Below are 26,112 nucleotides of genomic sequence, written 5' to 3' on the forward strand. Positions count from 1 at the left end.
TCCGCCGGGGTGCCCGTCAGCCCGCCGCCGGGCGCAGGAAGGCCGACCAGCCGCCCGGCGGACTCTCCCCGACCTCCAGCGAGCGCAGGACGCGCAGCATCTCCGGATTCTGCGCGTCCAGCCAGTCCACGAACTGCCGGAACGACACCAGTCGCACGTCCGGCCAGTACGAGATCTGCCGCAGCGCCTGCTCGGCCGCGTCCATGTAGATGCCGCCGTTCCACTCCTCGAAGTGGTTGCCAATGAACAGCGGCGCCCGGTTGGTGTCGTACGCCCGGCGGAACCCGGCGAGGTACGACTCGGTGGCCTGCGACCGCCAGGCGGGGTGATGCTGGGCGGGGGCGCGGGTGGAGTTGCCGGACTGGTTGGCCAGGATGTTGTAGTCCATCGACAGGACCTCGAAGGAGTGGCCGGGGAACGGAATGCTCTGCAATGGCAGGTCCCACAGCCCGCCCCGCCGCACCGGCCAGCGCTGCACCCCGCCCGGCGAGGACGCGTCGTACCGCCAGCCCAGCGCACGGGCCGTCGGCAGCAGGCTGTCCTGGCCCAGCAGGCACGGGGTCCGGCCGCCGATCAGCTCGGTGCCGTAGTCGAAGGGGAGCGGAGGTTCGTCGCGCCACCCCGTGTGGGTGCGCCAGGACGTGACGAAGGTACGCGCCTGGTCGATCTCCGAGCGCCACTGCTCCGGTGTCCAGTTGGCGACCGAACCGTCGCCCGAGCAGAAGTGGCCGTTGAAGTGCGTGCCGATCTCGTGCCCTTCGAGCCAGGCGCGGCGGACCAGCCGGAGTGTGTCGCGGATGTGCGCGTCGGAGAGGTAGCCGATGTCGGAGGCGCCGACCGGGTTGCCCGGCGGGCGGTACAGCCCCTTCTTGGATTCCGGCAGCAGATAGAGCCCGGAGAGGAAGAACGTCATCCGCGCGTCGTGGGCCCTGGCCAGGTCCAGGAACCGGGCGAAGAGTCCGGTGCCGACCTCGCCCGCGCCGTCCCAGGAGAACACCACGAACTGCGGCGGGGTCTCGCCGGGTTCCAGCGGGACGGGTGCGTCCGGCTGGCGGGGCTGTCGGCCGGTGTGGGCGGTCGAGCCGTCCCCGATGGCCCGCGCCGGTTCGGTGCCCGCCAGCGGGCCGCCCGCGTCGTCCTCGTCACCGGGCCCGTTCAGGGAGACGGTCGCCAGACCGAGCCCGGCGGCCAGCCCGAGGCGTACCGCGCCCCGGCGGGTGATTCCACTCATAGGCATCCCAACCCGCGCCGTCGCCGGGCGCGTTGTGCGCTCCCCCTGTGCTGTCCACGACACACGGCACCGTAGAGTCGATAAGCGTATGAAAGGGGCATTTGCGGCGGCGTGGCGGGCAAAGGCGCCGCCAAACCCGGATCACGCCCACCGGACGCCGGGTCCGTGGCGCGCTCAGGGCGCACTGTCGGTCCGGGGAGCGCTCAGGGGGCGCCGTCGGGTCCGGGGTGCGCTCAGGGCGCCGCCCGCTCCACCAGCCACTCCAGTGCCGCCTCCGCCCCGGCCAGCGCCGACAGGTGGCCGTCCTCCGGCCGCTCCCGGAACTCCGCGCCCGGACAGCGCGCCGCCAGCCAGCGGCCGTGGGACACGGGGACGACCCGGTCCCGGCCGCCGTGCAGGATCAGCACCGGGGCGGTGGCGGTGGCCGGGTCGCAGCCCCACGGGCGTACGTAGGCCAGGTCGTCGTCGATCAGACCGTCCGGACCCCCGGCGACGGCCGGTCCGACGACCTCCGCGAACCACTTCCACGGTCCGGCCAGGGCCGCGTGGTCGGCCGGGGTGAACATCTCCGGGTCGTAGTCCGCCGTCGCCACGTGCCGCTCCTTGGCCGCCCGGCCCGCCACGGCCGCCGTCAGCGACGCCCGGCAGGACGGTGCCATCCCCGCGAACCAGTCCAGCCCCGCGGCGCCGTACGGCGCCAGGCCCGATCCGGCCGCCACCGCCGTCACCCGGTCCCGCAGCACCGCCGCGCACGCCAGGGCGTGCGACGCGCCCCCGGAGTGGCCCAGCACCGCGAACCGCCCGATCCCCAGCGCGTCCGCCACCCGCGCCGCGTCCCCGGCCACCGAACCGAGGGTCCGCCCCGGCACGCGCGTGGACCCGCCGTAGCCGGGCCGGTCGAACCCCACCCAGCGCACCCCGAGCCGGGCGGACGCGGCGAACAGCGGCCGGGGCGGCGTCCCCACGTTCGGCGTGCCGTGCTGCCACAGCACCACCGGGCCACCGGCCGGACCGGTGTCGTACACCCGCAGCCGCCGCCCGCCGGGCAGTCCGATCTCCAGGTCGGTGATGTCGTACGCGCTCACGGTGGGGCACCTTCCGGTAAGGGGGACAGGTTCACCGGTGACGACCGCGCGGGGCGCCGGAACTCATCGGTCGCCCCACCCGCCGGGCCCGTACGCCTCCGGAGCCGTCAGGCGCCCACCACGGCCGGGCCGCCGCGCTCCGCCTCCTCCGCGTCCCACGGCTCCGGCGGGCCGTCGGGCCACTCCGTCTGCTCGCGGGCCAGCCACTCCAGGTACGGCGGCGACTGCCGGGCCGCCTCCCAGTAGGAGTCCGCCAACTCCGGGTAGTTCTCCTCCAGTTCTTCCTCCGTGCGGGCCGCGAGCAGCAGGCGCACGCCGATCGGGTCGCCCGCCAGAGGACGGATGGCGAGGTCGGAACGCGGACGGGCGGTGGGCTGGCTGACCGTGACCACCTCGCCGATCGCGGCCAGGGAGTACGCCGTCAGATAGTCGCCGTGCAGCAGATCGGCGTCCAGGCCCGCGCCGCGCAGCACCCTGGACAGGCCGTCCCACTCGCCGTCCACCGAGCCGTCCACCATCCAGCGGTCCCCGGCGAGGTCGGCCAGCGCCACCACCGGCCGTTCCGCCGCCGGATGATCGGCGGCCAGCGTCACGAACTGCGGCTCGCGCTCCACCAGCACCCGCACGCACAGCCCGGCGGGGACGCGCAACGGACTGCCCTCCACCTCGTGCACGAACGCGAGGTCGAGACGGCCCTCGGCCACCAGCCGCAGCAGGGAGTTGGCGGAGACGTCCATCCGCAGGCTCGGCTCCACCGCCGGAACCCGCTCGCGCAGGCGGCGCAGCCAGCCCGGCAGCGCCCGGCTCGCCGTCGCCCCGATACGCGGCCGGGGCCCCGCCGCGTACCGCGCGGCGGCAGCCCGCGTCTCGGACACCAGCGCCGCCAGCTCCGCGACCAGCGGCCGGGCCCGGCCCAGCACCAGCCGCCCCAGCGGAGTGGGACGGCTGCCGGTGCGGTCACGGGTGAACAGCTGACCGCCGAGGGTCTGCTCGATGCGCCGCAACTGGGTGCTCAACGAGGGCTGGGCCATGCCGAGTTCACGCGCGGCCCGATGCAGGCTCCCGGCGTCGGCTATCGCGCACAGCACTCGCAGGTGTCTCACCTCCAGCTCCATGCCGGGAGCCTAAGCGTGCCCTGTGAGAGGGCGCCAGATGTGCAAACACCTTCGAATCAGCACGAGTTGGGGATCGATAGCCCCGCGCTATCCCCACTTGCCATCATTCCGGAGGCCGTTGTGCTGACTCAGACTCTTGGTGACCGATCGTTCACACACCCCACACGAACGAGAAGGAGCCCCCACATGACCACGTCCAAGGCCCCCAGGAGACTCGTCGCGCTCGCGCTCGGCGCCGGTCTGGCCGCGGCCGCGCTCGGCACCGCCGCCCCGGCCGGAGCCCAGACGCCCACCGCTTCGGTCTCCCGCTACACCGGGTCCGCGGAGGAGGCCAAGAACAACAAGGCGTTCTTCGACGCCGTCCTCGCCTCGGTCGCCAAGAAGCAGGCCGCCAACCCGAGCCTGAAGGTCGTCACCGTCTACTACAACGCCTCGCAGGCGCCGAGCTTCCGCTCCCAGATATCCAGCTCCGCCTCCATCTGGAACAGCGCCGTCTCCAACGTGAAGCTGGCGTCCACCTCCGGCTCCGGCGACTTCGCGTACTACGAGGGCAACGACTCGCGCGGCTCCTACGCCTCCACCAACGGCCACGGCAGCGGCTACGTCTTCCTCGACTACGCGCAGAACCGCCAGTACGACTCGATCCGCGTCACCGCGCACGAGACCGGCCACGTCCTCGGCCTGCCGGATCACTACAGCGGCCCGTGCAGCGAGCTGATGTCCGGCGGCGGCCCCGGCACCTCCTGCACCAACCGCACCCCGAACTCGGCCGAGCGCTCCCGCGTCAACCAGCTCTGGGCCAACGGCCTCGCCGCGGCCGTGAAGAAGCTGAACGCCACCCGCTGAGTGCCACCTTCTGAGTGCCGTCCGGCTCCGGCCGGACGACCTCGCCCGCACCACCTCCGCCGGACCCCACCCGGCGGGGGTGGTGCGGCGGTCTGCGGCCCGGTGGGGCGGTAGACCGGTGGCTGGTGGCCGGTGGGGCAGTGGACTGGTGGCAGGTGGGTGGTGGCCGCTGGGTGGTGGCCGCTCAGCGGTACGCGAGCCGTGCCACGCCCCGGCTCAGCACCACCACGCCCACCACGATCACCGCGAACCCGCACGCCTCCGGCAGCAGCCACCACCCCGTGCGGATCGACTCCCCGAACAGCGCGACACCGAGCGCCAGGCTCACGATCGCGTCCCCGATGGTGAGCGCCGGCTGCGCCGCGTACAGCGGTCCCGCCTGGAGCGAGTTCTCCAGCAGGACCACCGAGACCGCGCCGGTGAGCGCGAAGCCGTAGGTCTGCCAGGCGGACATGAAGGCCGCGAACCCCTCGTCCGCGAACGTGCCCGTCGCCGACTTCAGCAGGGCCGCCGTGAGCGCGTTGCCGACCGCCGACGCCCCCGCCAGCAGCGCCGCCCGGCGCGCCTGGGGCCGCCCGCGTCCGGCCAGGGTCACCGCGGCCACCATCGCCCCGACGCACAGCACCAGCGCGGGCACCCAGCGGGTCATCGGCGCCTGGTCGGCCGCCCCGCTCGGAGCGGCCGACACCAGCAGCAGCGCCAGGCCCGCCACCACCCCGGCCACGCCCCACCACCCCGAACGGGGCAGCCTGCGGTGCATCAGCGGACCGGCGATCATCAGCGCGAACGGCAGCTCCAGGATGAACAGCGGCTGCACCAGCGCCAGCGGCCCGTTCACCAGCGCCAGACTCTGGAACACCGCCGCGCACGCCACCCCGAGCATGCCCAGCACCCAGGCGGGCCGCCGGATCAGCTCGGCCAGCAGCCGCAGACCGCCGTGGCGGCTCACGGACGCCGCCTTGCGCTGGAGCGCCGTACCGGCCGCGTTGCTGGCCGCTCCCGCGACGGCGAACGCCGCGGCCAGTTCGATCACGACCGCCTCCCGCCCGCGGGGACACCCCGGCACCAGTTCCGATCTTCGGAATCTCAGCCTACGTAAGCCCCGCTGGACGCGCCCCCGAAGCGGGCGCGGGCCGTCGCGCCGGAGCACGCCCCACCGCGCGCCACTCGGCGCGCACCCCGCCAGCGTCACTCGTACGGGGCATATGCCCGACGTGTCGCGCGGTGCGGCGCATGACCCGGTGAGAGGCGGACAGACACCCGGCATGGAGAACCCGACACCGAGCGGTCCGGTACCGGCTCCGCGCCCCTCGCCCCCGTCCGACGTGATCCTCACGGCCGATTTCGCCTCCGCCGCCCAGTGGGTGGCCGGACGCTCCTGGGCGTATCCCGGTGGCGGCCCGGTCAACCCCGGTGACAACAAGCTGGACCACCTCGTGGCCGACCCCGCCTACTCCCGCTCCGGGGTGTTCAGAGCCAGACGGCGCCCCGACGGCGACTGGAACACCGGGCTGCTCACCACCGAGGGCAGCACCCAGGGGTTCATGGTCCGCGCCGGGGACGTCCTGGAGGCACGGGTCAGGCTGCCCCGCGAGACCGGCGCCTGGCCCGCCATCTGGACCTGGCGCGACGGCGGCCAGGAGATCGACGTCTTCGAGTACCACCCCGACAACCCCGACCTGCTGGAGTTCAGCAACCACCTGCGCGGCTCCGGCGACTACTTCCGCTCCGCCGCCGTCCGCCCTGGCGCCTGGCTCGACCTGCGCACCGAGTTCGGCGCGAGATCGGTCGTCTGGTCGGTCAACGGCACCCGCGCCTACGCCGACGGACGCGGCGTGGGACGCGACTGGCACGCCTACCTCATCGTCAACCTGTCCGTCTCCGCGGGCCGCTACCACCCGGCACCCGCCCGCACCACCACCGAGATGTCCTTCGAGGTGAGCCGCCTCGTCGTACGGCGGCCGGGCACCGTGACGGACCCGGCCGCACCGAGGATCGCGGAGGGGGCGGGGGAGGGGTGACCGCGGCCCGCGGGCCCGGAGGAGGGACCACCGGGACGCGCGGGCCGGCAGAAGGAACGACACGACTGGGGACGCGCGGGCCCGCAGGAGAGCGGCCGGGACGCTACTCGCTCCGCCACTCCCCGTACGGCACCCGCGCCAGCTCGCTCAGTTCACCGACCGTGCTCCACTGGTTGCCGCCCAGCCGGGCCAGCGGGCGCAGCCGCCGGATGTCGGGCGCGCCGTCCACCAGGACGCCCTCGTCCACGGCCACGTGCACCACCCGGCCGAACACCACGGTGGAGTCGCCCAGCCGGAGCGTGGAGTGCAGCACGCACTCCAGGGCCACCGGGGAGGCGGCCACCCGCGGCGGGCGCACCCGCAGCGAGGGCTCGCGCGCGATGCCCACCGCGTCGAACTCGCCCTCGTGCCGGGGGAAGTCCGTCGCCGTCGCGTTGATCTCCGCCATCAACTGCTCCGGGGCCAGGTTCACCACGAACTCCCCGGTCTCCTCCGCGTTGCGCAGCGAGTCCTTGCGGCCCACCGAGGTGAACTGCACGATCGGCGGATCGGTGCAGGCCACCGTGAAGAAGGAATGCGGGGCCAGGTTCGCCGTCGCCCCGTCGGCCGTGACGGTGGAGACCCACGCGATGGGTCTCGGGACCACCACGGCGGTCAGCAGACGGTAGAACGAGCCGGGGTCCATGACCTCGGGCGAGTGATCGACGCGCATGGGAGCACGCTATGCGGCCCGCCGCGCGCCGACGGCACCGGGTGCCCCCCCGGGGCCGGGTCCGGCGCCGCTCAGTCAACCGGCCAGGTGTGCACGGGGGCGTTGAGATGCATGTAGTCGATGTACAGCGCGGTCATCCGGCGCAGCGCCTCGTGGCGGCCCGCGTGGTCGGCGTCCTCGATGCGGTGCAGCATCTCCTTCTGCCACACCGCGCCGTTGCGGGCCGTGACACACCGCTGTTCGACGATCCCGAGCAGCGGCTCCCGCCAGGCCGCGTCCATCCCGGACCGTTCCAGACCCCGGTGGGCCAGCGGAAGCAGCCGCCGCAGCACCAGTTCCGGCACCGGCACCTCGCCCATGCCCGGCCAGTACAGCAGCGCGTCGATGCCGTGCCGGGCGGCCGTGTGCAGGTTCTCCTCCGCCGCCGCGAACGACATCCGCGACCACACCGGCCGGTCCTCCTCGGCGAGCGCCCGCGTCAGGCCGTAGTAGAAGGCGCCGTTGGCGAGGGTGTCCGCGACCGTCGGACCGGCGGGCAGCACCCGGTTCTCCACCCGCACGTGCGGGCGGCCGTCCGCGACCGCGTACACCGGGCGGTTCCAGCGGTAGATCGTCCCGTTGTGCAGGCTCAGCTCGGCCAGCTCCGGCACGTCGCCCCGGTCGAGGGTGTCCAGCGGGTCCTCCTCCTCGCACAGCGGCAGCAGCGCCGGGAAGTACCGCAGGTTCTCCTCGAACAGGTCGAAGACACTGGTGATCCAGCGCTCCCCGAACCACACCCGCGGCCGGACGCCCTGCACCTTGATCTCCTCCGGGCGGGTGTCCGTCGCCTGCTCGAACAGCGGCACACGGGTCTCGTGCCACAGCTCCTTGCCGAACAGGAACGGCGAGTTCGCGGAGAGCGCCACCTGCACCCCGGCGATCGCCTGCGCCGCGTTCCAGTAGGCGGGGAAACTCTCCGGGGACACCTGGAGATGGAACTGCGTACTCGTGCAGGCCGCCTCCGGGGTGATCGTGTCCGCGTACGTCCGCAGCCGGTCCACGCCGTCCACCTCGATGCGCAGATCCTCCCCGCGCGCCGCGAACACCTGGTCGTTCAGCAGTCGGTAGCGCGGGCTCTCCGACAGCGACTCCGCCCCGATGTCCCGCTGCCGCAGGCTCGGCAGGATGCCCACCGTGACCAGCCGGGCGCCCGCCGACGCCGCCCGCTCGTCCGCGTGGTTCAGCGCGGCCCGGATCTCCGACTCCCAGGCGTCCGGGCCGCCCGCCGTCAGACCGCGCGGCGGCACATTGATCTCCAGGTTGAACCGGCCCAGCTCGGTGGACCACGCCGGGTCCGCGATGGCCTCCAGCACATCCGTGTTCCGCATCGCGGGCTCGGCCCGGTCGTCCACCAGGTTCAGTTCGATCTCCAGCCCGACCCGCGGGCGCTCCCCCTCGAAGCGGTCGTCGCGGAGCATCCGCGCGAACGCGTCCAGGCAGTCCCGCATCTTGATCCGGTACCGGCGGCGGTCCTCGCGCGTGAACACGAGCGCCGGGACGTCCCGTCCCATCGGCCCTCCAGGGTTCCGCTCCACGGACCCCTCAAGCGTCGCACCAACGGCCGTACGCCACCACGCGGACCCGGCACGCCCCCCATGCCGTTCGCGCGGCGCGGGGCGACCCGGCCCCGGCTACAGCGCCCGCGCCACCAGCAGCGCCACGTCGTCGTGGTCGTCCGGGTGCCGCAGCCCGTACAGCAGCAGGTCGCAGGTCTCCTCCAGCGGACGCGACGGCCGGTCCAGGAAGCCCAGCAGCACATCGAGCCGGTCGTCGATCGGATGCTGTCGGGTCTCCACCAGGCCGTCCGTGTAGAGCACCAGCAGATCGCCCGCGCCCAGCTCCAGCGTGACCTCCTCGAACGCGACCCCGCCGACCCCGAGCGGTGCCCCCGTCGGCAGGTCCAGGAACTCCGGCGGCCGGCCCTCACGGGCCAGGGCGGGCGGCATGTGGCCCGCGTTGGCGAGCGTGCACCGCCGGGTCGCCGGGTCGTACACCGCGTACACGCAGGTCACGATGTAGTGCTCCAGATCGCACGTCACCCGGTCGAGATGGCGCAGCACCTCGCCGGGCGCCAGGTCCAGGTCCGCGTACGCGCAGGTCGCCGTGCGCAGCCTGCCCATCGTCGCGGCGGCGTCGATGCCGTTGCCCATCACGTCGCCCACCACCAGCGCCGTCTTCCCGCCGGTCAGGGTGATCACGTCGTACCAGTCGCCGCCCACCTCGCTGGTCGCCTGCGCCGGTTCGTAGCGCGAGGCCAGCTCCAGACCGGTGTGGTGCGCCGAGTGGTCCGGGAGCAGACTGCGCTGGAGGGTGAGCGCGGTGTTGCGGACGCTCTGGTACCAGCGGGCGTTGTCGATGGCCACCGCCGCCCGCCCGGCCAGCTCGGTGGCGAGGACCACGTCGTCCTCGTCGAACGGCAGCGGATTCGCGGTCCGCTTCAGGTCCAGCGCGCCCAGCACCTCGCCGTGCGCGATCAGCGGCACCGCCAGGTACGAGTGCACCCCGGCCTCCCTCAGCAGCGCCGTCGCCTCCGCGCTCCGGGCGATCCGGCCGAGGTCCTCCTCCGCCACTCGCCGCACCAGCACCGGCCGCCCGGTCCGCACGCACAGCGTCACCAGCCGGTCGCCGTCGTACGCCGCGAGATCACCCGGCGCGTCCGCCGCGCGCAGCGCCACCGACGGCCGGGCCGCGCGCAGCGCCAGCGCCCGGAACAGCTCGGGACCCGCGTCCGAGCGGCGCACCCGGCGCAGCGCCAGCGCCGCGTCCAGCACGTCCACCGCCACCACGTCGGCCAGCTCAGGGGTGCAGATCCCGGCCAGCTCGTGCGCGGTCTGGTCCACCTCCAGCGTGGTGCCGACCCGCGCCGACGCCTCCGCGACCAGTGCCAGCCGCCGCCGCGCCCGGTCCGCCTCGGCCGCCGCCCGGTGGCGCTCGGTGACGTCCACCACGGACGCGGCAGCCCCCAGCACCCGGCCGCCCGGGTCCTCAAGACGGTAGAACGACAGCGACCAGGCGTGCTCCCGGTCCGGGTCGGACGCCGGCCGGCCCACATGGAACTGGTCCAGCAGCGGGGTGCCCGTGGTGAGCACCTGACGCAGCGCCGACTCCACACTGTCCGCGTCCGGGAACGGCAGTGTCTCTCGCAGATGGCGCCCGATGTGCTCCTCCGCCGGGATGCCGTCGAGCCGCTCCAGCGCCGGGTTGACCAGCAGATACCGCAGATCCGGGTCCATCAGGGCCAGCCCGATCGGGGACTGGCTGATCAGCCGCTCGCACAGCGCGAGATCCGTCTCCACCCGCTGCAGCAGCGAATGGTCGGCGGCGATCCCCAGCGCGTACACCGCGCCCCGGTCGTCCAGCAGGCGCATCGTGCGGAACTCGGTGAGACGGCTGCTGCCGTCCCTGTGCCGGATCGGGAAGGCACCGGCCCAGCCCCGCCCGGTCGCCAGCACGTCCGCGAACAGGCCGACCGCGGCGTCCAGATGCTCGGGACGCACCAGCATCCGGGCCGCCTGCCGCCCCAGCGCGTCCCGCGCCGCGTACCCGAACAGCTCCTCCGCCTGCGGGGTCCAGAACACGATGCGGCCCTGCGTGTCCAGCACCACCGCGGCCACGCTCAGCACGTCCAGCAGACCGGTCGGCGGCGGCGACCCGGGAGTCCGCCCCGTGCCGCCGTCGTGCGCCGCGTTCACCGCCATGACCGTCCACCTCCAGCGGCCGGCCACCGTACGGGCCGGCCCCGCCGACGCCAGGGGGACGCCGGTGACCGGGTCCCTCCATGCTGCCCCCAACCGCGCCCGCCCCCCAGTCGGGGCCGCCCCCGCCGCCATACCGCGTCCGGAGCCCGGGCGGTCCGCGCGGCGGGCGGGACCGCTGGACAGGCAGTACGCCGGGGGAGGACGGAGGATGGAACAGATGGAACCTGGGCGAGAGGGCTTCGGCACGTCGGCGTCCACGGGAGACGACTCCACGGGACCGCGCGACGTCCTCGACGCCTCCACCGACGCGGCGGCGGTGCTGGCACCGGACGGCACGGTGACCGGCTGGACCCGCGCGGCGTGCGAACTCCTCGGCTTCCGCCCCGCGGAAGTCGTCGGACGGCCCGCCGCGGCCCTGCTCGCCGGACCCGCCGACCTCGCGCGCGCCGCCGGTATCGCGGAGCACTGCCGGGCCGGTACGGGGTGGAGCGGCCTGGCCGCCGTACGGCACAAGGACGGCCACACCCTGGAGATCGACCTCCGGGTCTCCGCGTCGTTCCCGCTGGACGGCCGTGAACGCTTCCTGCTGTCGGCCCGGAGACGGCAGGCCCGCTGGCCCCTCGGCCGCTCCGTCCTGGACGGCTTCCTCACCCACTCGCCGATCGGCATGGCCGTCCTCGACCCAGACCTGCGCTACCTGTGGCTCAACGAGACGCTGGAACGGTTCGGCGGGGTGCCCCGCGGCCACCGGCTCGGACGCCGGATGGGCGACGTACTGCCCGGCCTGCCCGCCGAGGCCCTCGAAGGACTGATGCGCAAGGTCCTCACCACCGGCGAACCCGTCACCGACTACGAACACGTCGGCTGGAGCTGGGCCGACCCCTACCGCAGGCACGCCTACTCCACGTCGTTCTTCCCGCTGCTCGACGCCGACGGCACCGTCACCGCCGTCTGCTACATGGTCCTGGACGTCACCGAACGCTGGCACGCCCGGCGGCTGCTCACCCTCGTCAACGAGGCGGGCACCAGCATCGGACGCACCCTGGACGTGGTCCGCACCGCGCAGGAACTCGCCGACTTCGCCGTACCGAGGTTCGCGGACTTCGTCATCGTGGACCTGCTGGAACCCGTGCTCAGCACCGAGGGGCACGGCGCCTGGCTCACTGACGCCGGACCCGCCCCGGCCCGCCCGGCGATGCGCCGCGCCGCGCTCGCCTCCGTCCGCGAGGGCGCCCCCGAGGCCGCCGCGCGCGTCGGGGACGTGGTGGACTTCGTGCCCCCGCCGAACGACGGCACCCTGCTGGTCAGCGGGGCCCCCGTGCACATCCCCTACCTCGACCCGGCCGATCCGCTCTGGCTGGCCGAACAGCCCCTGCGGTCCGAACGCATCCGGGAGTTCGGGATGCACTCGCTGATCTCCGTGCCCATGCGCGCCCGCAACACCGCCCTCGGTCTCGCCACCTTCGTACGGTCCCTGAACCCGCTGCCGTTCGGCCCCGACGACGTGCTGCTCGCACAGGAACTCGTGGCGCGGGCCGCCGTCTGCGTGGACAACGCCCGCCGCTACACCAGGGAGCACACGGCGGCCCTCACCCTCCAGCGCAGCCTGCTGCCGCACGCCCTCACCGGCGGCACCGCGATGGAGGTCTCCTCCGCCTACCGGCCCGCCGACCCCACCGGTGGGGTCGGCGGCGACTGGTTCGACGTGATCCCGCTGTCCGGCGCGCGCGTCGGACTCGTCGTCGGGGACGTCGTCGGCCACGGCATCGCCGCGGCGGCCAGCATGGGCAGGCTCCGGACGGCCGTGCAGACCCTCGCGGACATGGAGCTGCCACCCGACGAACTCCTCGCCCACCTCGACGACCTGGTGCTCCGGCTGGGCGAGGAGGAGGGCGACTGGGCCACCCGGGGCGACGCCACCTTCCTCGGCGCGACCTGCCTGTACGCCGTCTACGATCCGGTCACCCGACGGTGCGCGATGGCCCGTGCCGGACACCCGCCGCCCGTCGTCGTCACCCCCGACGGGCGGGCCATCTATCCCGAGATCCCCGCCGGACCGCCCCTCGGACTCGGCGGCATGTCCTTCGAGTCCGCCGAGGTCGAACTTCCCGACGACAGCCTCCTGGGCCTCTACACCAACGGTCTGATCGACGGACCCGGCCACGACCTGGAGGCGGGCATGGCCCGGCTGGGGGCCGTCCTCGGCGAACGCGGGCCCGGTCTCGCCGCGTTGTGCGCGTCCGCAGTGGAACGGCTGGTCCCGGTGCCGCAGCCCGACGACGTGGCCCTGCTGCTGGCCCGCACGCACACCCTCGGCCCCGACCGGGTGGCCTCCTGGGACATCCCCCGCGACCCGGCCGCCGTCGGCCGCGCCCGTGCCGACGTCACCCGCAAGATCAGGGAATGGGGTCTGGAGGAACTGGGCCTCACCACCGAACTCATCGTCAGCGAACTGGTCACCAACGCCATCCGCTACGCCGAACCCCCGCTCCGGCTGCGCCTGTTGCGCGATGCCCGGCTCACCTGCGAGGTGGCCGACTCCAGCAGCATCGCACCCCGGCTGCGGCACGCCCGCAGTACCGACGAGGGCGGCCGGGGCCTGTTCCTGGTGGCCCAGCTCGCCCACCGCTGGGGCGCCCGATACACGGAGGACGGGAAGATCATCTGGGCGGAGCAGGAGATTCCGTAGCGGGGTGCGGGGTGCGGGGTTCGGGGTGCGGGGTGCCGGGTGCGGGGTGCCGGGAACGCGGCCCCGGTGGGAGGCGTACGGTCCCGGAGGTGCAGGCGGCTCGGAAGTGCGGGCCGATCCGAAGAGTTCGGGCGTCCCACGGAGCATCAAAAGATACGGACCATTCGGTTTGTTGGGCGCCCCGTCCTTACGTCCAGCTGGGCGGGGCGAGACGGTACGCATCTGCTTGAAGGCGCTTCTTTTCCGGTGGCAGGATACGTACCTGTCGGTTTCCTTCGCCGGGCCGGCGTTCATCGCGCCAGTGCGGAGGAAGTGTCGTGGCCCTGCAAGAACGAGCGATCAGGACGAGACGCGCCATTTTGGTGGCGGCGGCCGAGCTGTTCGCCGAGGTCGGCTACGAGGGCGCGACCATCGCCGGGATACTCCAGCGGGCCGGTGTCACCAAGGGCGCCCTCTACTTCCACTTCTCCTCCAAGGAGCAGCTCGCCCAGGCCGTCCTCGCCGACCAGCTGAACGCGGTGCCCGTGGCGCCAAACCGTGAACTGGAGCTCCAGCGCGGCCTGGACGCCGCGTTCCTCCTCGCCCACCTGCTCACCTCGGGCGACCCGATGGTCCGGGGCAGCATCCGGCTGACCGTGGACCAGGGAGGACCGCACGACGGGCTCGACCGCCGGGTGCCGATGGCCTCGTGGATCGCCCACAACACCGTGTTCCTCGAACGCGCCAAGGAGAAGGGCGAGTTGCTGCCGCACGTCGAAGTGCCGGTGGCGGCCGAGGCGTTCGTCGCCGCGTTCACCGGCGCGCAGGTCCTGTCGAAGATCATGAGCGATCACGCCGACCTGACGGAACGGCTGATCGCTCTCTTCCGCCACGTGGTGAGCGGTATCGCGGTGCCGTCCGTGCTGCTCGGACTGGACATGTCGCCGGACCGGGGACGACGCGTGTACGAGGAGATCGTGGCCTCGGGGGAGTGGTGAGCGTCCATTCCGGCGGGCCGGGGCGCGGGGCGTGCCGCCCGACACGTTTGTGATCGGCCGCCCGCACCATCGGGTCCCCACCCCCACGCCCGCACCGTCTCTTGCCGTGGTGAGTGACCGTAAAACATACTGGCTTGGCGGTTTGTCGGGGCGAGTTCATGTGGGACCACGGAGACGCCCGCACAGGTACGTCACTCGGGGGAGCGAACGGCATGGTCAAACAGGCACGGGCGGCGCGTACCCGGCAGCTCCTCCTGGAGGCCGCGGCGGAGAGCTTCGTCCAGCACGGATACACGGGTGCCTCCCTGCCCGTGATCAGCGGCCGGGCCGGGGTCAGCGCGGGCGCGTTGCACTTCCACTTCCCGAGCAAGGCCGATCTCGCCGCCGCCGTGGAGGACAGCGCCGCGCTGCGGGTACGGGCACTCACCGCGCGCGGTCCCTCGGCCGGCGGTGGCCCGCTCGCCACCCTGGTCACGGCGATCCGCGAACTCGCCGCCGCGCTCCGGGACGAACCGGTGCTGCGGGCCGGGTTCACCCTGGGCGGCGATCCGGCCCGCGTCGGACGCGCCCCCGCGCTGGACGCGTGGCACGCCTGGGTCCGCGAGACGGCCGGGCGGGCCCGCCTCGCCGGTGAACTGGCGGACGGTGTCACCCCGGAGAGCGTCGCGGGCGCGGTCCTGGCCGCGACCGTCGGCGGAGAGGTCGTGGGGGGCCGCGACCGGGAACTGGTGGCGCCGGAGCACCTGTTGGAGTTCTGGACGGGGCTGCTGCCGGTGATGGCGTCGGGCGCAGCCATTCGGTCGAGTAGCTGAATCGATTCTTCGCGTGCGGGCTCGGTAGGGGCCGGGTGTGTGCCCAGTGGCCGGGTGCGGGCTCGGGACCCGGTGTGCGGCCCGTCTCCGGGCGGAGTGGGGTCGTACCCGTGCGGGTCTCCGGGCGGAGTGGGGCCCGTGCCCGTGCGTGTTTCCGGACGGGGCGGGGCCCGTGCCCCTGTCCGTCCCCGGGCGGAGCGGGGCCCGTGCGCGTGCGTGTTCCGGGAAACGGCTGGTCCCCGGCCCGTCCGGGTGTGGCGTACCCGTCCCGCACGCGTCCCGTGACCACACTGATCGTCGTACCGCATCACGGCCGCAGTGAGGGGAACCCGTTCACCCATGCACATCGATCTCACAGGACGCACCGCCCTGGTCACCGGCTCCACCCAGGGCATCGGTGCCGCCATCGCCGCCGGACTCGCCCGAGCCGGGGCACGGGTGGCGGTCAACGGACGGAACGAGGAGCGCGTGGCCGAAAGCGTGGCGACGCTGGGCCGGGAGGTACCCGGCGCGGAATTCGTCCCCGTGGCCGCCGACGTCAGCGACGAGGAGGGCGCCGCACGAGTGCTGCGCCAACTGCCGCAGGTGGACATCCTCGTCAACAATCTCGGAATCTTCGGCTCCGCCGACCCGCTGGAGATCACCGACGACGAGTGGCGCCGCTACTTCGAGGTGAACGTTCTCGCCGCCGTCCGGCTGACCCGGCAGTATCTCCCCGGCATGACCGAACGCGGCTGGGGGCGCGTCCAGTACATCGCCAGTGACTCGGCGGTCGTCATCCCCGCCGAGATGATCCAGTACGGCATGTCGAAGACCGCGCTCCTCGCGGTGAGCCGGGGCTTCGCCAAGAAGGCGGCGGGCACCGGCGTCACCGTCAACTCCGTCATCGCGGGCCCCACGCACACCGGGGGCGTCGAGGACTTCGTCTACGAACTCGTGGACCGGGACCTGCCCTGGGACGAGGCCCAGCGTGCCTTCATGCGCGAGCACCGGCCGCAGTCCCTGCTCCAGCGGCTGATCGAGCCCGAGGAGATCGCCAACATGGTGGTCTACCTCAGCTCCGACCAGGCGTCGGCCACCACCGGAGGGGCGCTCCGTGTGGACGGCGGCTACGTGGACGCGATCCTCCCCTGATCCCCGTACCGGCCCGGCCGCCGTTCCCTCGTACTCCGCGCCTCGGGCCCCGCGCCTCCGTACTCCGCATTTTGCGCCCCGCACCTTCTTGCGCCCCGGCCCGCCGCACGACGGACGTCGCGGACGGGCCGGGGCGCGCGGTGCGCCGGGTGCCGGTGTCACCGGGCGAGCGGGCCGGGTGCCGGTGTCACCAGAGGACGGGGAGGGTGCGCGGGCCTCTGATCAGGCCCTCGCGCTGGAATTCGACCTGGTCGGCGGGGACCGCGAGCCGCAGATCCGGGAAGCGTTCCAGCACCGTTGAGATCATCACCTCGGCCTCCATACGGGCCAGCAGGGCGGCGAGGCAGAAGTGCGGGCCGTGACCGAAGGCGAGGTGCGCCGCCCCGGACCGCTCGAAGTCCAGGGCGTCCGGGTCCGGGAACACCGACGGGTCGCGGTTGGCGGCCACGTACGCGTTGTAGACGACATCGCCCTTGCGGATCAGCCGCCCGTCCAACTCCACGTCCTCCGTGGCGACGCGCGGGATTCCGACGCCGTTGCGGTGCGGAACGAAGCGATACAGCTCCTCGACCGCCTTCGGCAGCAGCGCGGGCTCCGCACGGAGCCGTGCCAGTTGCTCCGGATGGGTGAGCAGGGCGTACATCATCGAGCCGCTGTTGTTCCGGACCGCGTGGCCACCGCTGACGTAAATGGCCATCGCCAGTGAGATCGCCTCGTCGTCACTGATCTCCCCGGAGGCCGCCGCCGAGGCGAGCACGGTCGCCAGGTCCTCGCCCGGGTCCGCGCGGCGCCGCGCGAGCAGCTCGACCACCCGGCCACGGGTCGCCTTGCGGGCCGCGTCGAGCCGGTCGGTGTCGGCGGACTGGGAGAGCAGCGCCTCGGAGTTGGCCGCCCACTCGTGCCAGTCGTCCTCGTCCGCGCCCAGGAAGCAGCAGACCACGGCGATCGGGAACGGGGTGTACAGGTGCTCCATCAGGTCGCCGGGCCGCCCGGCACGCTCCATGCCGTCGAGCATCGCGTGCGCGGTCCGCTCGGCCATCGGGCGCAGCCGCTCCATGCCCTTGCCGGTGAACGCCCTGGACACCACCCGGCGCAGCCGCGTGTGCCGGGGCGGGTCGATGTACTGCAACCCCGCCGTCTGCGAGGCCACCGCCTCCGGCGCCATGCTCGTCACCTCCCGGCCCACGACCTCCTCACGGGAGAAGCGCGGGTCGGAGACGACGAAACGGACGTCGTCGTACCGCGTGACCAGCCACGCCTCACCGCTGCCGTACGGCAGCGTGATCCGGGTGATCGGCTCGTCGCGCAGCACCTCGTCCAGGAACGGATCGGGGTCCAGCGCGGGCAGATCGTCCACGGCCCACGGCCGCACGCGCGGCTCGGACGAGGGGGCGACGGGGTCGAGCGTCATGGCGCATCACTCCTGACGTGCGGTGGTACGGGTCGGCGGGGTGAGAGTGGGAGCGGGGTGGACGTGGACGTGGATGTGGGGGCGGGGTGGCTCGCACTGCCGGGGCCCGCTACCGCGTGGCCGGGTGCGGGTGGCAGGTGGGGGCCGCTGGTCAGCAGGTGCCGTGTTCCTCGCCGGTGAGGCCGCCGGGCGGTCCGCCTCCGCCGTCGAGGCCGGGGGGCCGCCGGACGACGATCCGTCCCGGCCCGGCGGCGGTACGCGGGCGGTGGGCGCGGTTGGGGGAGCGGGCATCGGGCGGGTCCGGGGTACGGCGGTCCCCGTGGGCGGCCTCTCTCGCGCGCCGATGGGACCGGTCTCCCGGAGCCGTGTCGTCCCGTCCGGGGTGACACGGGTTCCCGGACCGCCGCGACCCGTCCGGCGGCCCGGATGACCCGGAGCGCTCGGACGACCAGGACCGTCCGTCACCGTCGGTCACACCCTGTCCCTTCGCCGTTCCTCCCCGTAGCGTGCCGCAGGCGGCCACGGGCCGCACGCCGGGAGGAAACCGTCTCGGGGGGCCGGTTCGCGCATCGCGGCAGCACACATGGCGTCAGCACATACAGCTCCGGAGCACATGGAGCCGGAGCACATGGCGCCGGGGCACATGGCGCCAGCACACACAGCTCCAGGCACATAGCGCTGGAGCACATGGGGTCAGCACACACAGCTCCCGAGCACACAGCGCCGGGGCACACAGCTCCCGAGCACACAGCTCCAGGCCCCACGGAGCCAGACCCCACAGGAACAGTGCGCCCCCCACATAGCTGCCCCGCACATGTGCGCCCCCGCCACCCCAAGCCGCACAGGAGTGTGCGGCCCCCCTATGGCCGCGTCCCACACCCCCGCCAAAGATGTCCGCATGCGCCCCAGTCGAAGGACCACCCTCCTGTCCGCAGCCCTGCTGGCGGCCACGGCGGTGACGCCGGTCGCCGTCGCCCGTGCCGACGCGGGTCCGCCCGGCCGGAGGCGGCTCACCGTGCCCGGTGCCGAACGGCAGCAGGTGTCCCGCCACCCCGACCTGACCACCGCCGCACTCACCGGCACCCCCTACACCGAACAGGCGGACTGGGCGGGCCTGCACGCCCAGGGCACCCGCAACCCCACCGGAGTGCCCGGCGTCCAGATCGACGGCTGCTTCCCGGACACCTCGCGCCTGAACGTGCTGCACGGCTGGAACCACGACGCCCAGTTCGTGATCCGGCTGCCCGACGACTGGAACGGCAAGCTGGTCGTCACCGGCGCGCCCGGTGTCCGTCGCCAGTACGCGATGGACTTCCTCGTCTCGGACTGGGTGCTCGCCCAGGGCTACGCGTTCGCCGCCACCGACAAGGGCAACAGCGGCCCCGACTTCTACACCGACGGCGACCGCCCCGGCGACGCCCTCGCGGAGTGGAACCGTCGCACCACCCAGCTCACCCGTGCCGCGAAGGCCGTCATCGCCCAGCACTACGGACACACCCCGCGCCGCACCTATATGACCGGCATCTCCAACAGCGGTTATCTCACCCGCTGGCAGTTGGAGAACCACCCCGAGCTGTACGACGGCGGCGTGGACTGGGAGGGCCCGCTCTGGCGCCCCGAGGGGCCGAACCTGTTCACCTTCCTGCCCACCGCCGTCGCCCGGCAGCTCGGCAGGGCGGACGACGAGGCGATGTACCGCGCCGGGTTCGCACCCGGCTCGGAGTTCCTGTGGCCCTACCACGAGCAGGTCTACTGGGGGCTGACCCAGAAGACCTACCGGGCCGCGTTCGACCCCGGCTACGACCCGGTCTGCCCCGGCACCTCGGCGGGGAGCACCCCGGCGGAGATCTTCGCGCCCTGCGCCTCCGACGCCGCCTACGACTACGCGTCCCGCCCGCGCCGGGTACACGACGCCGTCTCCCGCGTCTCGCTCACCGGCCGCATCGGCAGACCCTTGATCACCCTGCACGGCACGCTCGACTCCCTGATCCCGATCGCCGTGCAGTCCGACGTGTACGCCCGCATGATCGCCGACCGGGGCCGCGCCCGGATGCACCGCTACTACCGCATCGAGGACGGCAACCACGTGGACGGGCTGTACGACACCTTCCCCGACCGGCTGCGGCCGATCCTGCCGTGCTACCGGACCGCGTTCACCGCGCTGACCGCCTGGGTCGAGCACGGCGAGGAACCGCCGCCCAGCCGCACCGTGCCCCGCCCGGCCTCCGGCGATCCGGTCAACGAGGGGTCGCTCGACTGACGCGGCACCAGAATCCGATGTCACGTCAAATAGCGACGTGAAAAGCCGAGTTCATCCTCTCGTGCTCTCCTCCGCCGCCCACGTCAGTGCCTCGGCCGCGGCTCCCTCCGCCTGTTCCCGGTCCTCGGGCACCAGGCCGACGCGGGTGCGGCGGTCGAGGAGGTCGGCGGTGTCGAGGGCGCCCTCGTGCAGGGCCGCCCAGACCAGTTCGGCGCGGGTGACGGGGTGGCCCGGTACGACCGGTGCGGCCAGCGACGGGTCCCGGAGCGTGAGGGCGTGGACGGCGGTGGCCTCGGTGCCGTGGCGGCGGACCAGTCGGCGCGGCACCGGCAGGGCGCGCAGCCGTTCACGGGCGGCGGCGCCCACCAGGGGCAGCGCGGCCGTGGGGGAGGGCGGCGCGGACAGACCGCGCGCCGCGACGGCCGTGTCCACCGCGTCCTCGGCCATCCGGCGGTACGTGGTCAGCTTCCCGCCGACCACGGTCGTGACCCCCTCCGGCGAGGTCAGCACCGCGTGCCGCCGCGAGACATCGGCGGTACGAACTCCCTTCTCTCCCGGGCGCCTTGACCCCTCGGCCCCGCTCATGTCCAGCAGCGGACGCAGCCCGGCGAAGGCCCCGGCCACCTCGTCGCGGCGTACCGGTGTGTCCAGGACCGAGCCGAGCACGTCCAGCAGGAAGCCGATGTCGGACTCCGGGACCTCGGGCACGTCCGGCACCGGACCCCGTACCGGCTCGTCGGTGAGACCGACGTACACCCGGCCGTCGCCCTGCGGCAGGACCAGGACGAACCGGTTGCTCTCGCCGGGCACCGGGACGTGCAGCCCCGCCGGGAGGAGGCCGAGCCGCTCCGAGCGCAGGACGAGATGGGTGCCACGGGAGGGCCGGACGCGGATGCCGCCGACCAGGTCACCGGCCCACACCCCGGTGGCGTTGATCACCGCGCGGGCGCGCAACTCGCCCTCCTCGCCGGTGACTTCGTCGCGGAAGCGGACGCCGGTGCCGTACGCGTCGAGTGCGCGTACCCGGGTGAGGATGCGCGCGCCGTGTCCGGCGGCGGTGCGGGCCAGCGCGGTGACCAGTCGGGCGTCGTCGGTGACCCGGCCGTCCCAGGAGAGCAGGCCGCCGCGCAGCCCGTCCGGGCGGACCGCAGGAGCCAGGTGCCGTGCCTCGGTCGCGGACAGGCGGCGCGGCACCGGCAGCACCCGGCGCGGGGTGCGGGCCGCCGTGCGCAGCGCGTCCCCCGCCCGGAACCCGGCCCAGGCCAGCCCGGCCTGCCCGCGCGACACCAGCGGCGTCAGCGGCAGGACGAAGGGCTGCGCGCCGACCAGGTGCGGGGCGGTGCGGGTCATCAGCACCCCGCGCTCCACCGCGCTCTCGTGGGCGACGTCGAACTGCCCGGACGCCAGATAGCGCAGCCCGCCGTGGATCAGCTTGGAACTCCAGCGGGAGGTGCCGAACGCGAGGTCGTGCGCGTCCACCGCGACCACGTCCAGACCGCGCGCGGCGGCGTCCAGCGCGGCTCCCGCACCGGTCGCGCCGAGGCCGATCACCAGCACGTCCACGACACGGCCGTCCGCAGCCTCGGTCAACTCCCTTTCTCGGCGGGCCATGTTGAGGGACGTGCGGCCCGCGGGACCGGTCCGGCTCATGGGGTCAGGGTCCTCTCCAGCAGGACGCGCAGCTCAGCGAGGAAGGCGGCCGAGTCCAGCTCGGGATCGTCCTCGTCGGTCATCGTGCGCAGGGACAGGGTGAAGGACTGCACGATCAACAGCAGTGCGCGCGCCTGCCGTTCGAGCGGTGCGACGCGCACCGAGCCGTCCGTGTGGCCCTCGCGCAGTGCCTCGGACAGCAGGGCGAGCAGGGCGTCCTGGCTGGCGCCGCGCCGGTCGAGGACGTAAGGGAGGAGCAGTTCGGGGTCCACGTCCACGATCTTGTGGAACAGGGGGTGCGCGCGGAACGCCTCCACCCCGGCGACCAGACCCGTGACGATCCGGGTGCGGGTGTCGATGTCCGGCCGGGGCTCGGGAATGGCACTGGTGGCCACGCCGATCCACTCGCGCGTCATCAGGTCTCCGACCAGTGTGCGCAGATCGGGCCAGCGCCGGTACAGCGTCATCCGGGAGACCCCGGCGCGGCGGGCCACGTCCGCGAGCGTGGTGCGGCGCACCCCGACGGCGAGCACGCAGTCGCGCACCACGTCGAGCACGGAATCGGTGTCCGCACCGTTGTGACGAATAGGCGTCATGTGTCACAGTGTAACGCCCCTGGGGTGGACCGGACAGCCCGGCGGACAGCCCCGGCGGACACGGCGCACGGCCTCGCAAGATCCCGCGCGTCCCGTCAGACCCGTAAGGCACCGCGAGACCCCTGTGCTCCGTGAGACCCGTGAGACCTGTGAGGTAGAGCCTGCGATGGACATGCTGTGGAACGGCTGGGGCGACCCGGCCAAGGCGGCCCCGCTGCCCGACGCGGTCACCGGACTGCTCCGCGACCTGCTCGGCGTCACCCCGCGCACCGCACCCGCCCTCGCGCTCGACGACCTCGACGTGCCCGCGCCGGTCGTCGCGCCTGCCGCCCTCGCCGCGCTCGCGCAGGCCGTCGGCGGCGACGCGCACGTCGGCACGGACGCCGAGACCCGTGTCCGGCACACCCGTGGCAGGTCCACCCCCGACCTGCTCCGGATGCGCGCGGGCGACCTCACCGCGATCCCGCAGGCCGTCGTCCGGCCCGGTACGCACGAGGAGGTCGTCGCCGTCCTGCGGGTCTGCGCCCGGCATCGCGTGGCCGTCGTCCCGTTCGGCGGCGGCACCTCCGTGGTCGGCGGACTCGCTCCCGAGCACGACGCGTTCATCGCCCTCGACCTGCGCCGCATGAACGGCCTGCTCGACCTCGACCCCGTCTCCCGCACCGCCGTGCTCCAGCCCGGCCTGCGCGCCCCCGACGCCGAGGGCCTGCTCGCCGAACACGGCTTCACCCTCGGCCACTTCCCGCAGTCCTACGAGTGGGCCACCATCGGAGGCTTCGCCGCCGCCCGCTCCAGCGGCCAGGCGTCCGCCGGGTACGGACGCTTCGACGAGATGGTCCTCGCCCTCGCCCTCGCCACCCCCGAGGGCACCATCGAGACCGGCCGCGCGCCGCGCTCCGCCGCCGGGCCCGACCTGCGCCAGCTCGTCCTCGGCTCCGAGGGCGCCTTCGGTGTCATCACCTCGGTCACCGTCCGCGTCCGCCCCCGGCCGACCGCCCGTCTCTACGAGGGCTGGCGGTTCCCCTCCTTCGAACAGGGCACCGCGGCGCTGCGCCGCCTCGCCCAGGACGGCCCCCGCCCGACCGTGCTGCGGCTGTCCGACGAGACCGAGACCCTGGTCGGCCTCGCCCGGCCCGACGCCATCGGCTCCGCGGCGACCGGGGGAGACGCGGGGTGTCTCGCCATCACCGGCTACGAGGGCACCGCCGACGACACCGCACGGCGCCGCGACCTCGCCGCCGCCGTGCTCCAGGACGCGGGCGGCACCCCGCTCGGTACCGCGCCCGGCGAACACTGGGCCCAGGGCCGCTACGCGGCGCCGTACCTGCGCGACGCGCTGCTCGACGCCGGGGCGTTCGCGGAGACCCTGGAGACGGCCGCCTTCTGGTCCCGCGTGCCCGAGCTGTACCGCGCGGTCCGCACCGCCCTCACCGACACGCTCACCGCCGCCGGGACCCCGCCGCTCGTCATGTGCCACGTCTCGCACGTCTACGAGAACGGCGCCTCCCTGTACTTCACCGTGGTCGGCGCACGGGGCGCCGAACCGCTCGCCCACTGGGCCCGCGCGAAGCACGCCGCCAACGACGCCGTACTCTCGGCCGGCGGGACCATCACCCACCACCACGGAGTGGGCACCGACCACCGCGACTGGTACGTCCAGGAGGCCGGACCGCTCGGCATCGAGGCACTGCGAGCCGTCAAACAGCGCCTCGATCCGGACGGGTTGCTCAATCCGGGCGTGCTGCTGCCCACCGGGCCCGTCGTCAACCGGTCCCGCGCGCAACCACGTCACGCAGGTGTCAACAGGCCCCGCCCATAGCCCAGTTCCCCCCCCCACTCACACCCCACCCGGCCCTGACAGCGGACCGGTTGCCCGCCCCAACCGGTCCGGCTCCCGGCCGGTCCCGACCCCCGGCCCACCTGCCCCCTCCAACCAGCCTGCCCCGCACCGCAGTTCCCGCTCCCACCCGCCCGGAGGCACACCCGATGCGACAGTTCACCGCCGTCGTCAACCCCACGGCGGGCGACGCGACCGGAGCGGCGGCGCTGCTCCATGTGGCCCGGCTGCTCCGCGAGGCCGGAGCCGAACTGGAGACGGAGTACAGCCACAGCCTCGACCACGCGCGCGACCTGGCCCGTGCGGCGGGGGAGCGGGGCCGGGTGGTGCTGGCGGTCGGCGGCGACGGCATGGCGGGCGGCATCGGCGGGGCGCTGAGCGGCACCGGCGCCGTCCTCGGGCTCGTCCCGGCGGGCCGGGGCAACGACTTCGCCCGCGCCCTCGGCCTGCCCGCCGACCCGGCCGCCCTCGCCGACATCCTGCTGCGCGACGAACCCCGGGCCGTGGACACCATCGAGGTCGAATCGGCCGTCCACCGGCGCACGGTGGTGCTCGGCAGCGTCTACGCCGGGGTGGACGCCCTCGCCAACCGGCATGCCAACCGCTCCAGGCTGCTGCGCGGCGCCGCCTCCTACTACGCGGGCGGCCTGCGCGCCGTCACCACCTGGCGGCCCGCCGACTACCGGCTCACCCTCGACGGCGATGAGCACGCCCACCGGGGCTACACGGTCGTCGCCGCCAACTCCCCCTACTACGGCTTCGGTCGGCTCGTCGCACCCGGCGCGCGCGTGGACGACGGGCTGCTGGACATCGTCCTGATCGGCGCGGCGCCCCGGCGGCTGTTCTTCGCCATGATGAACGAACTCAAGACCGGCGCCCACCTCCACCGCGCCGAAGTCCGGGTGCTGCGCGGGCGGGAGTTGCGGATCGAGGCCGCCACACCGGTGCCGTACGGAGCCGACGGCGAGGTGGACGCCACGCTGCCGGTCACGGTCCGGGTCCGCCCGGCCGACCTGCCGGTGCTGTACCGGCCCGCCTGACCGGCGGACACAGCGGCGTCCGCATCGGGCGTGCGTCGGCGGTCGTGCCGTCAACCACCCGTGAGACGAACGATCTTGGGCATGCGGACCGGAGATGATCTTCGCCGTCCGGAAGGCCGCCCATGACCCAGCCCGTCCGTCCGCCGCGCCGCCCGCGTTTCGATCTGCGCGCCACCACCCTGTACTTCACGCTCGCGGCCCTCGCCCTGGTGGCGGCCGGACTCCTCGCCCGCACGGCCGCCGCAGCCGCCGAACGGCGTCCGGTGTGGGCGGTGTCCGTCGCCCTGATCGCCTCGGCGGTCGCTCTGCGCTCCCTGCGCGGGCGGCGTCGGCGCACCTCCGCCACGAGATACGCCCGCCGGGCCGCCGCCGCCCTCGCGGCGGGCGCCCGCACGGCGGCCGACGACCTGGACCGGACGGTACCCGCCCTCGCCGTACCAACCGCCGTGCCGCTGAACGCCGTTGAGGTGCCCGCCGTCACCGCCGTCCTGCCGGACCCGGAGCCCGTCCCCGCGCTTGACTGGGAGGATCTGGACGCCGACGCGTTCGAGGAGGCCATAGCCGGGCTGTGCGAGCGGGACGGCTGCCGGGAGGTCGAGGTCGTCGGTGGAGCGGGTGACCTCGGCGCGGACGTGCTCGGGCTCGCCCCGGACGGGCGGCGGATCGTCGTGCAGTGCAAGCGCTACGCGGCGGACCACAAGGTCGGCTCCCAGGACCTCCAGCGCTTCGGCGGTACCTGCTTCACCGTGCACGCCGCCGACACCGCCGTCCTCGTCACCACCAGCGAGTTCACCGCCCCGGCGCTGGACTACGCCGCCCAGTGCGGGATTCTCTGCTTCGACGGCCGGGACCTGCGCGCCTGGCACGAGGGCAGCGGACCGGCCCCCTGGGACGCGGTGCCGGAGGGCGAAGGCGCCGTACAGGACGGCACGTACGTGCGGCCCGTCGCCGAAGCCTGA

Annotated in this window: 20 protein-coding genes; 10 read left to right on the forward strand and 10 right to left on the reverse strand. The window is 73.8% G+C overall.

Annotated elements, in window-relative coordinates; all coding sequences use genetic code 11:
- Positions 1 to 16: 16 nt before the first annotated feature.
- The 3 genes from KUM39_RS06660 to KUM39_RS06670 all read right to left on the reverse strand — a co-directional run bounded on the left by KUM39_RS06660 (position 17) and on the right by KUM39_RS06670 (position 3,431).
- A complete protein-coding gene (locus KUM39_RS06660) occupies positions 17 to 1,231 on the reverse strand; it encodes a polysaccharide deacetylase family protein (RefSeq protein ID WP_217784469.1) in 1,215 nt (404 codons plus the stop codon).
- Between the two features lie 233 nt (positions 1,232 to 1,464).
- Positions 1,465 to 2,316 carry an alpha/beta fold hydrolase gene (locus tag KUM39_RS06665; protein WP_308288062.1) on the reverse strand — a complete coding sequence of 284 codons (852 nt, stop codon included), beginning with the start codon at positions 2,314 to 2,316 and terminating at the stop codon, positions 1,465 to 1,467.
- A gap of 107 nt (positions 2,317 to 2,423) precedes the next feature.
- Entirely contained in the window at positions 2,424 to 3,431 is a 1,008-nt protein-coding gene (locus KUM39_RS06670) for a LysR family transcriptional regulator (protein ID WP_217784470.1), read from the reverse strand.
- A 186-nt stretch (positions 3,432 to 3,617) separates the two neighbouring features.
- Here KUM39_RS06670 and snpA point away from each other — a divergent pair, with 186 nt between their 5' ends.
- A complete protein-coding gene (gene snpA / locus KUM39_RS06675; RefSeq protein WP_217784471.1) occupies positions 3,618 to 4,277 on the forward strand; it encodes a snapalysin in 660 nt (219 codons plus the stop codon).
- A gap of 184 nt (positions 4,278 to 4,461) precedes the next feature.
- On the opposite strand, the gene KUM39_RS06680 is transcribed toward snpA, so the two are convergent.
- Complete coding sequence (locus KUM39_RS06680) at positions 4,462 to 5,310, reverse strand: DMT family transporter (RefSeq protein WP_217784472.1); 849 nt, start codon at positions 5,308 to 5,310, stop codon at positions 4,462 to 4,464.
- A 232-nt stretch (positions 5,311 to 5,542) separates the two neighbouring features.
- On the opposite strand from KUM39_RS06680, the gene KUM39_RS06685 reads away from it, so the two are divergent.
- Positions 5,543 to 6,298, forward strand: coding sequence for a family 16 glycosylhydrolase (locus tag KUM39_RS06685; protein WP_217784473.1), 756 nt, complete (start codon positions 5,543 to 5,545; stop codon positions 6,296 to 6,298).
- Positions 6,299 to 6,401: 103 nt separating this feature from the next.
- Here the strand turns inward: KUM39_RS06685 and KUM39_RS06690 are convergent, their stop codons facing one another.
- The 3 genes from KUM39_RS06690 to KUM39_RS06700 form a co-directional block, all read right to left on the reverse strand.
- Positions 6,402 to 7,010 (reverse strand): flavin reductase family protein, encoded by a 609-nt coding sequence (locus tag KUM39_RS06690; protein WP_217784474.1) that lies wholly within the window; start codon positions 7,008 to 7,010, stop codon positions 6,402 to 6,404.
- A 71-nt stretch (positions 7,011 to 7,081) separates the two neighbouring features.
- Positions 7,082 to 8,560, reverse strand: coding sequence for a glutamate-cysteine ligase family protein (locus KUM39_RS06695; RefSeq protein ID WP_217784475.1), 1,479 nt, complete (start codon positions 8,558 to 8,560; stop codon positions 7,082 to 7,084).
- Between the two features lie 120 nt (positions 8,561 to 8,680).
- A complete protein-coding gene (locus KUM39_RS06700; RefSeq protein WP_217784476.1) occupies positions 8,681 to 10,747 on the reverse strand; it encodes a SpoIIE family protein phosphatase in 2,067 nt (688 codons plus the stop codon).
- Positions 10,748 to 10,964: 217 nt separating this feature from the next.
- Between KUM39_RS06700 and KUM39_RS06705 the strand changes: the two genes are divergently transcribed.
- The 4 genes from KUM39_RS06705 (at position 10,965) to KUM39_RS06720 (ending at position 16,359) form a co-directional block, all read left to right on the forward strand.
- The gene (locus KUM39_RS06705) at positions 10,965 to 13,436 is read left to right on the forward strand and encodes a SpoIIE family protein phosphatase (RefSeq protein ID WP_217784477.1); all 2,472 of its coding nucleotides are present in this window, start codon (positions 10,965 to 10,967) and stop codon (positions 13,434 to 13,436) included.
- Between the two features lie 317 nt (positions 13,437 to 13,753).
- A complete protein-coding gene (locus KUM39_RS06710) occupies positions 13,754 to 14,413 on the forward strand; it encodes a ScbR family autoregulator-binding transcription factor (protein ID WP_217784478.1) in 660 nt (219 codons plus the stop codon).
- Between the two features lie 212 nt (positions 14,414 to 14,625).
- Positions 14,626 to 15,225 (forward strand): ScbR family autoregulator-binding transcription factor, encoded by a 600-nt coding sequence (locus KUM39_RS06715; protein ID WP_217784479.1) that lies wholly within the window; start codon positions 14,626 to 14,628, stop codon positions 15,223 to 15,225.
- 339 nt (positions 15,226 to 15,564) lie between these two features.
- A complete protein-coding gene (locus KUM39_RS06720) occupies positions 15,565 to 16,359 on the forward strand; it encodes an SDR family NAD(P)-dependent oxidoreductase (protein WP_217784480.1) in 795 nt (264 codons plus the stop codon).
- Between the two features lie 187 nt (positions 16,360 to 16,546).
- On the opposite strand, the gene KUM39_RS06725 is transcribed toward KUM39_RS06720, so the two are convergent.
- On the reverse strand, positions 16,547 to 17,770 hold the full coding sequence (locus tag KUM39_RS06725; RefSeq protein WP_217784481.1) for a cytochrome P450: 1,224 nt from the start codon (positions 17,768 to 17,770) through the stop codon (positions 16,547 to 16,549).
- An 898-nt stretch (positions 17,771 to 18,668) separates the two neighbouring features.
- On the opposite strand from KUM39_RS06725, the gene KUM39_RS06730 reads away from it, so the two are divergent.
- Positions 18,669 to 20,030 carry a tannase/feruloyl esterase family alpha/beta hydrolase gene (locus tag KUM39_RS06730; RefSeq protein ID WP_217784482.1) on the forward strand — a complete coding sequence of 454 codons (1,362 nt, stop codon included), beginning with the start codon at positions 18,669 to 18,671 and terminating at the stop codon, positions 20,028 to 20,030.
- Between the two features lie 51 nt (positions 20,031 to 20,081).
- Here KUM39_RS06730 and KUM39_RS06735 read toward each other — a convergent pair whose 3' ends face one another.
- Together KUM39_RS06735 and KUM39_RS06740 are read right to left on the reverse strand one after the other, a co-directional pair.
- On the reverse strand, positions 20,082 to 21,680 hold the full coding sequence (locus KUM39_RS06735) for a glycerol-3-phosphate dehydrogenase/oxidase (protein ID WP_217784483.1): 1,599 nt from the start codon (positions 21,678 to 21,680) through the stop codon (positions 20,082 to 20,084).
- A complete protein-coding gene (locus KUM39_RS06740; RefSeq protein ID WP_217784484.1) occupies positions 21,677 to 22,276 on the reverse strand; it encodes a TetR/AcrR family transcriptional regulator in 600 nt (199 codons plus the stop codon). Before KUM39_RS06740 ends, KUM39_RS06735 begins: the two co-directional genes overlap by 4 nt.
- A gap of 166 nt (positions 22,277 to 22,442) precedes the next feature.
- Between KUM39_RS06740 and KUM39_RS06745 the strand changes: the two genes are divergently transcribed.
- From KUM39_RS06745 to KUM39_RS06755, 3 genes are all read left to right on the forward strand, one after another.
- Positions 22,443 to 24,095: an FAD-binding oxidoreductase gene (locus tag KUM39_RS06745; protein ID WP_217784485.1), complete on the forward strand. Its 1,653-nt coding sequence runs from the start codon at positions 22,443 to 22,445 to the stop codon at positions 24,093 to 24,095.
- Positions 24,096 to 24,262: 167 nt separating this feature from the next.
- Entirely contained in the window at positions 24,263 to 25,153 is an 891-nt protein-coding gene (locus KUM39_RS06750) for a YegS/Rv2252/BmrU family lipid kinase (protein ID WP_217784486.1), read from the forward strand.
- Between the two features lie 122 nt (positions 25,154 to 25,275).
- Positions 25,276 to 26,112, forward strand: coding sequence for a restriction endonuclease (locus KUM39_RS06755; RefSeq protein ID WP_217784487.1), 837 nt, complete (start codon positions 25,276 to 25,278; stop codon positions 26,110 to 26,112).

It is taken from the genome of Streptomyces corallincola (genome assembly GCF_019104725.1).
Taxonomy (GTDB): Bacteria; Actinomycetota; Actinomycetes; order Streptomycetales; family Streptomycetaceae; genus Streptomyces; species Streptomyces corallincola.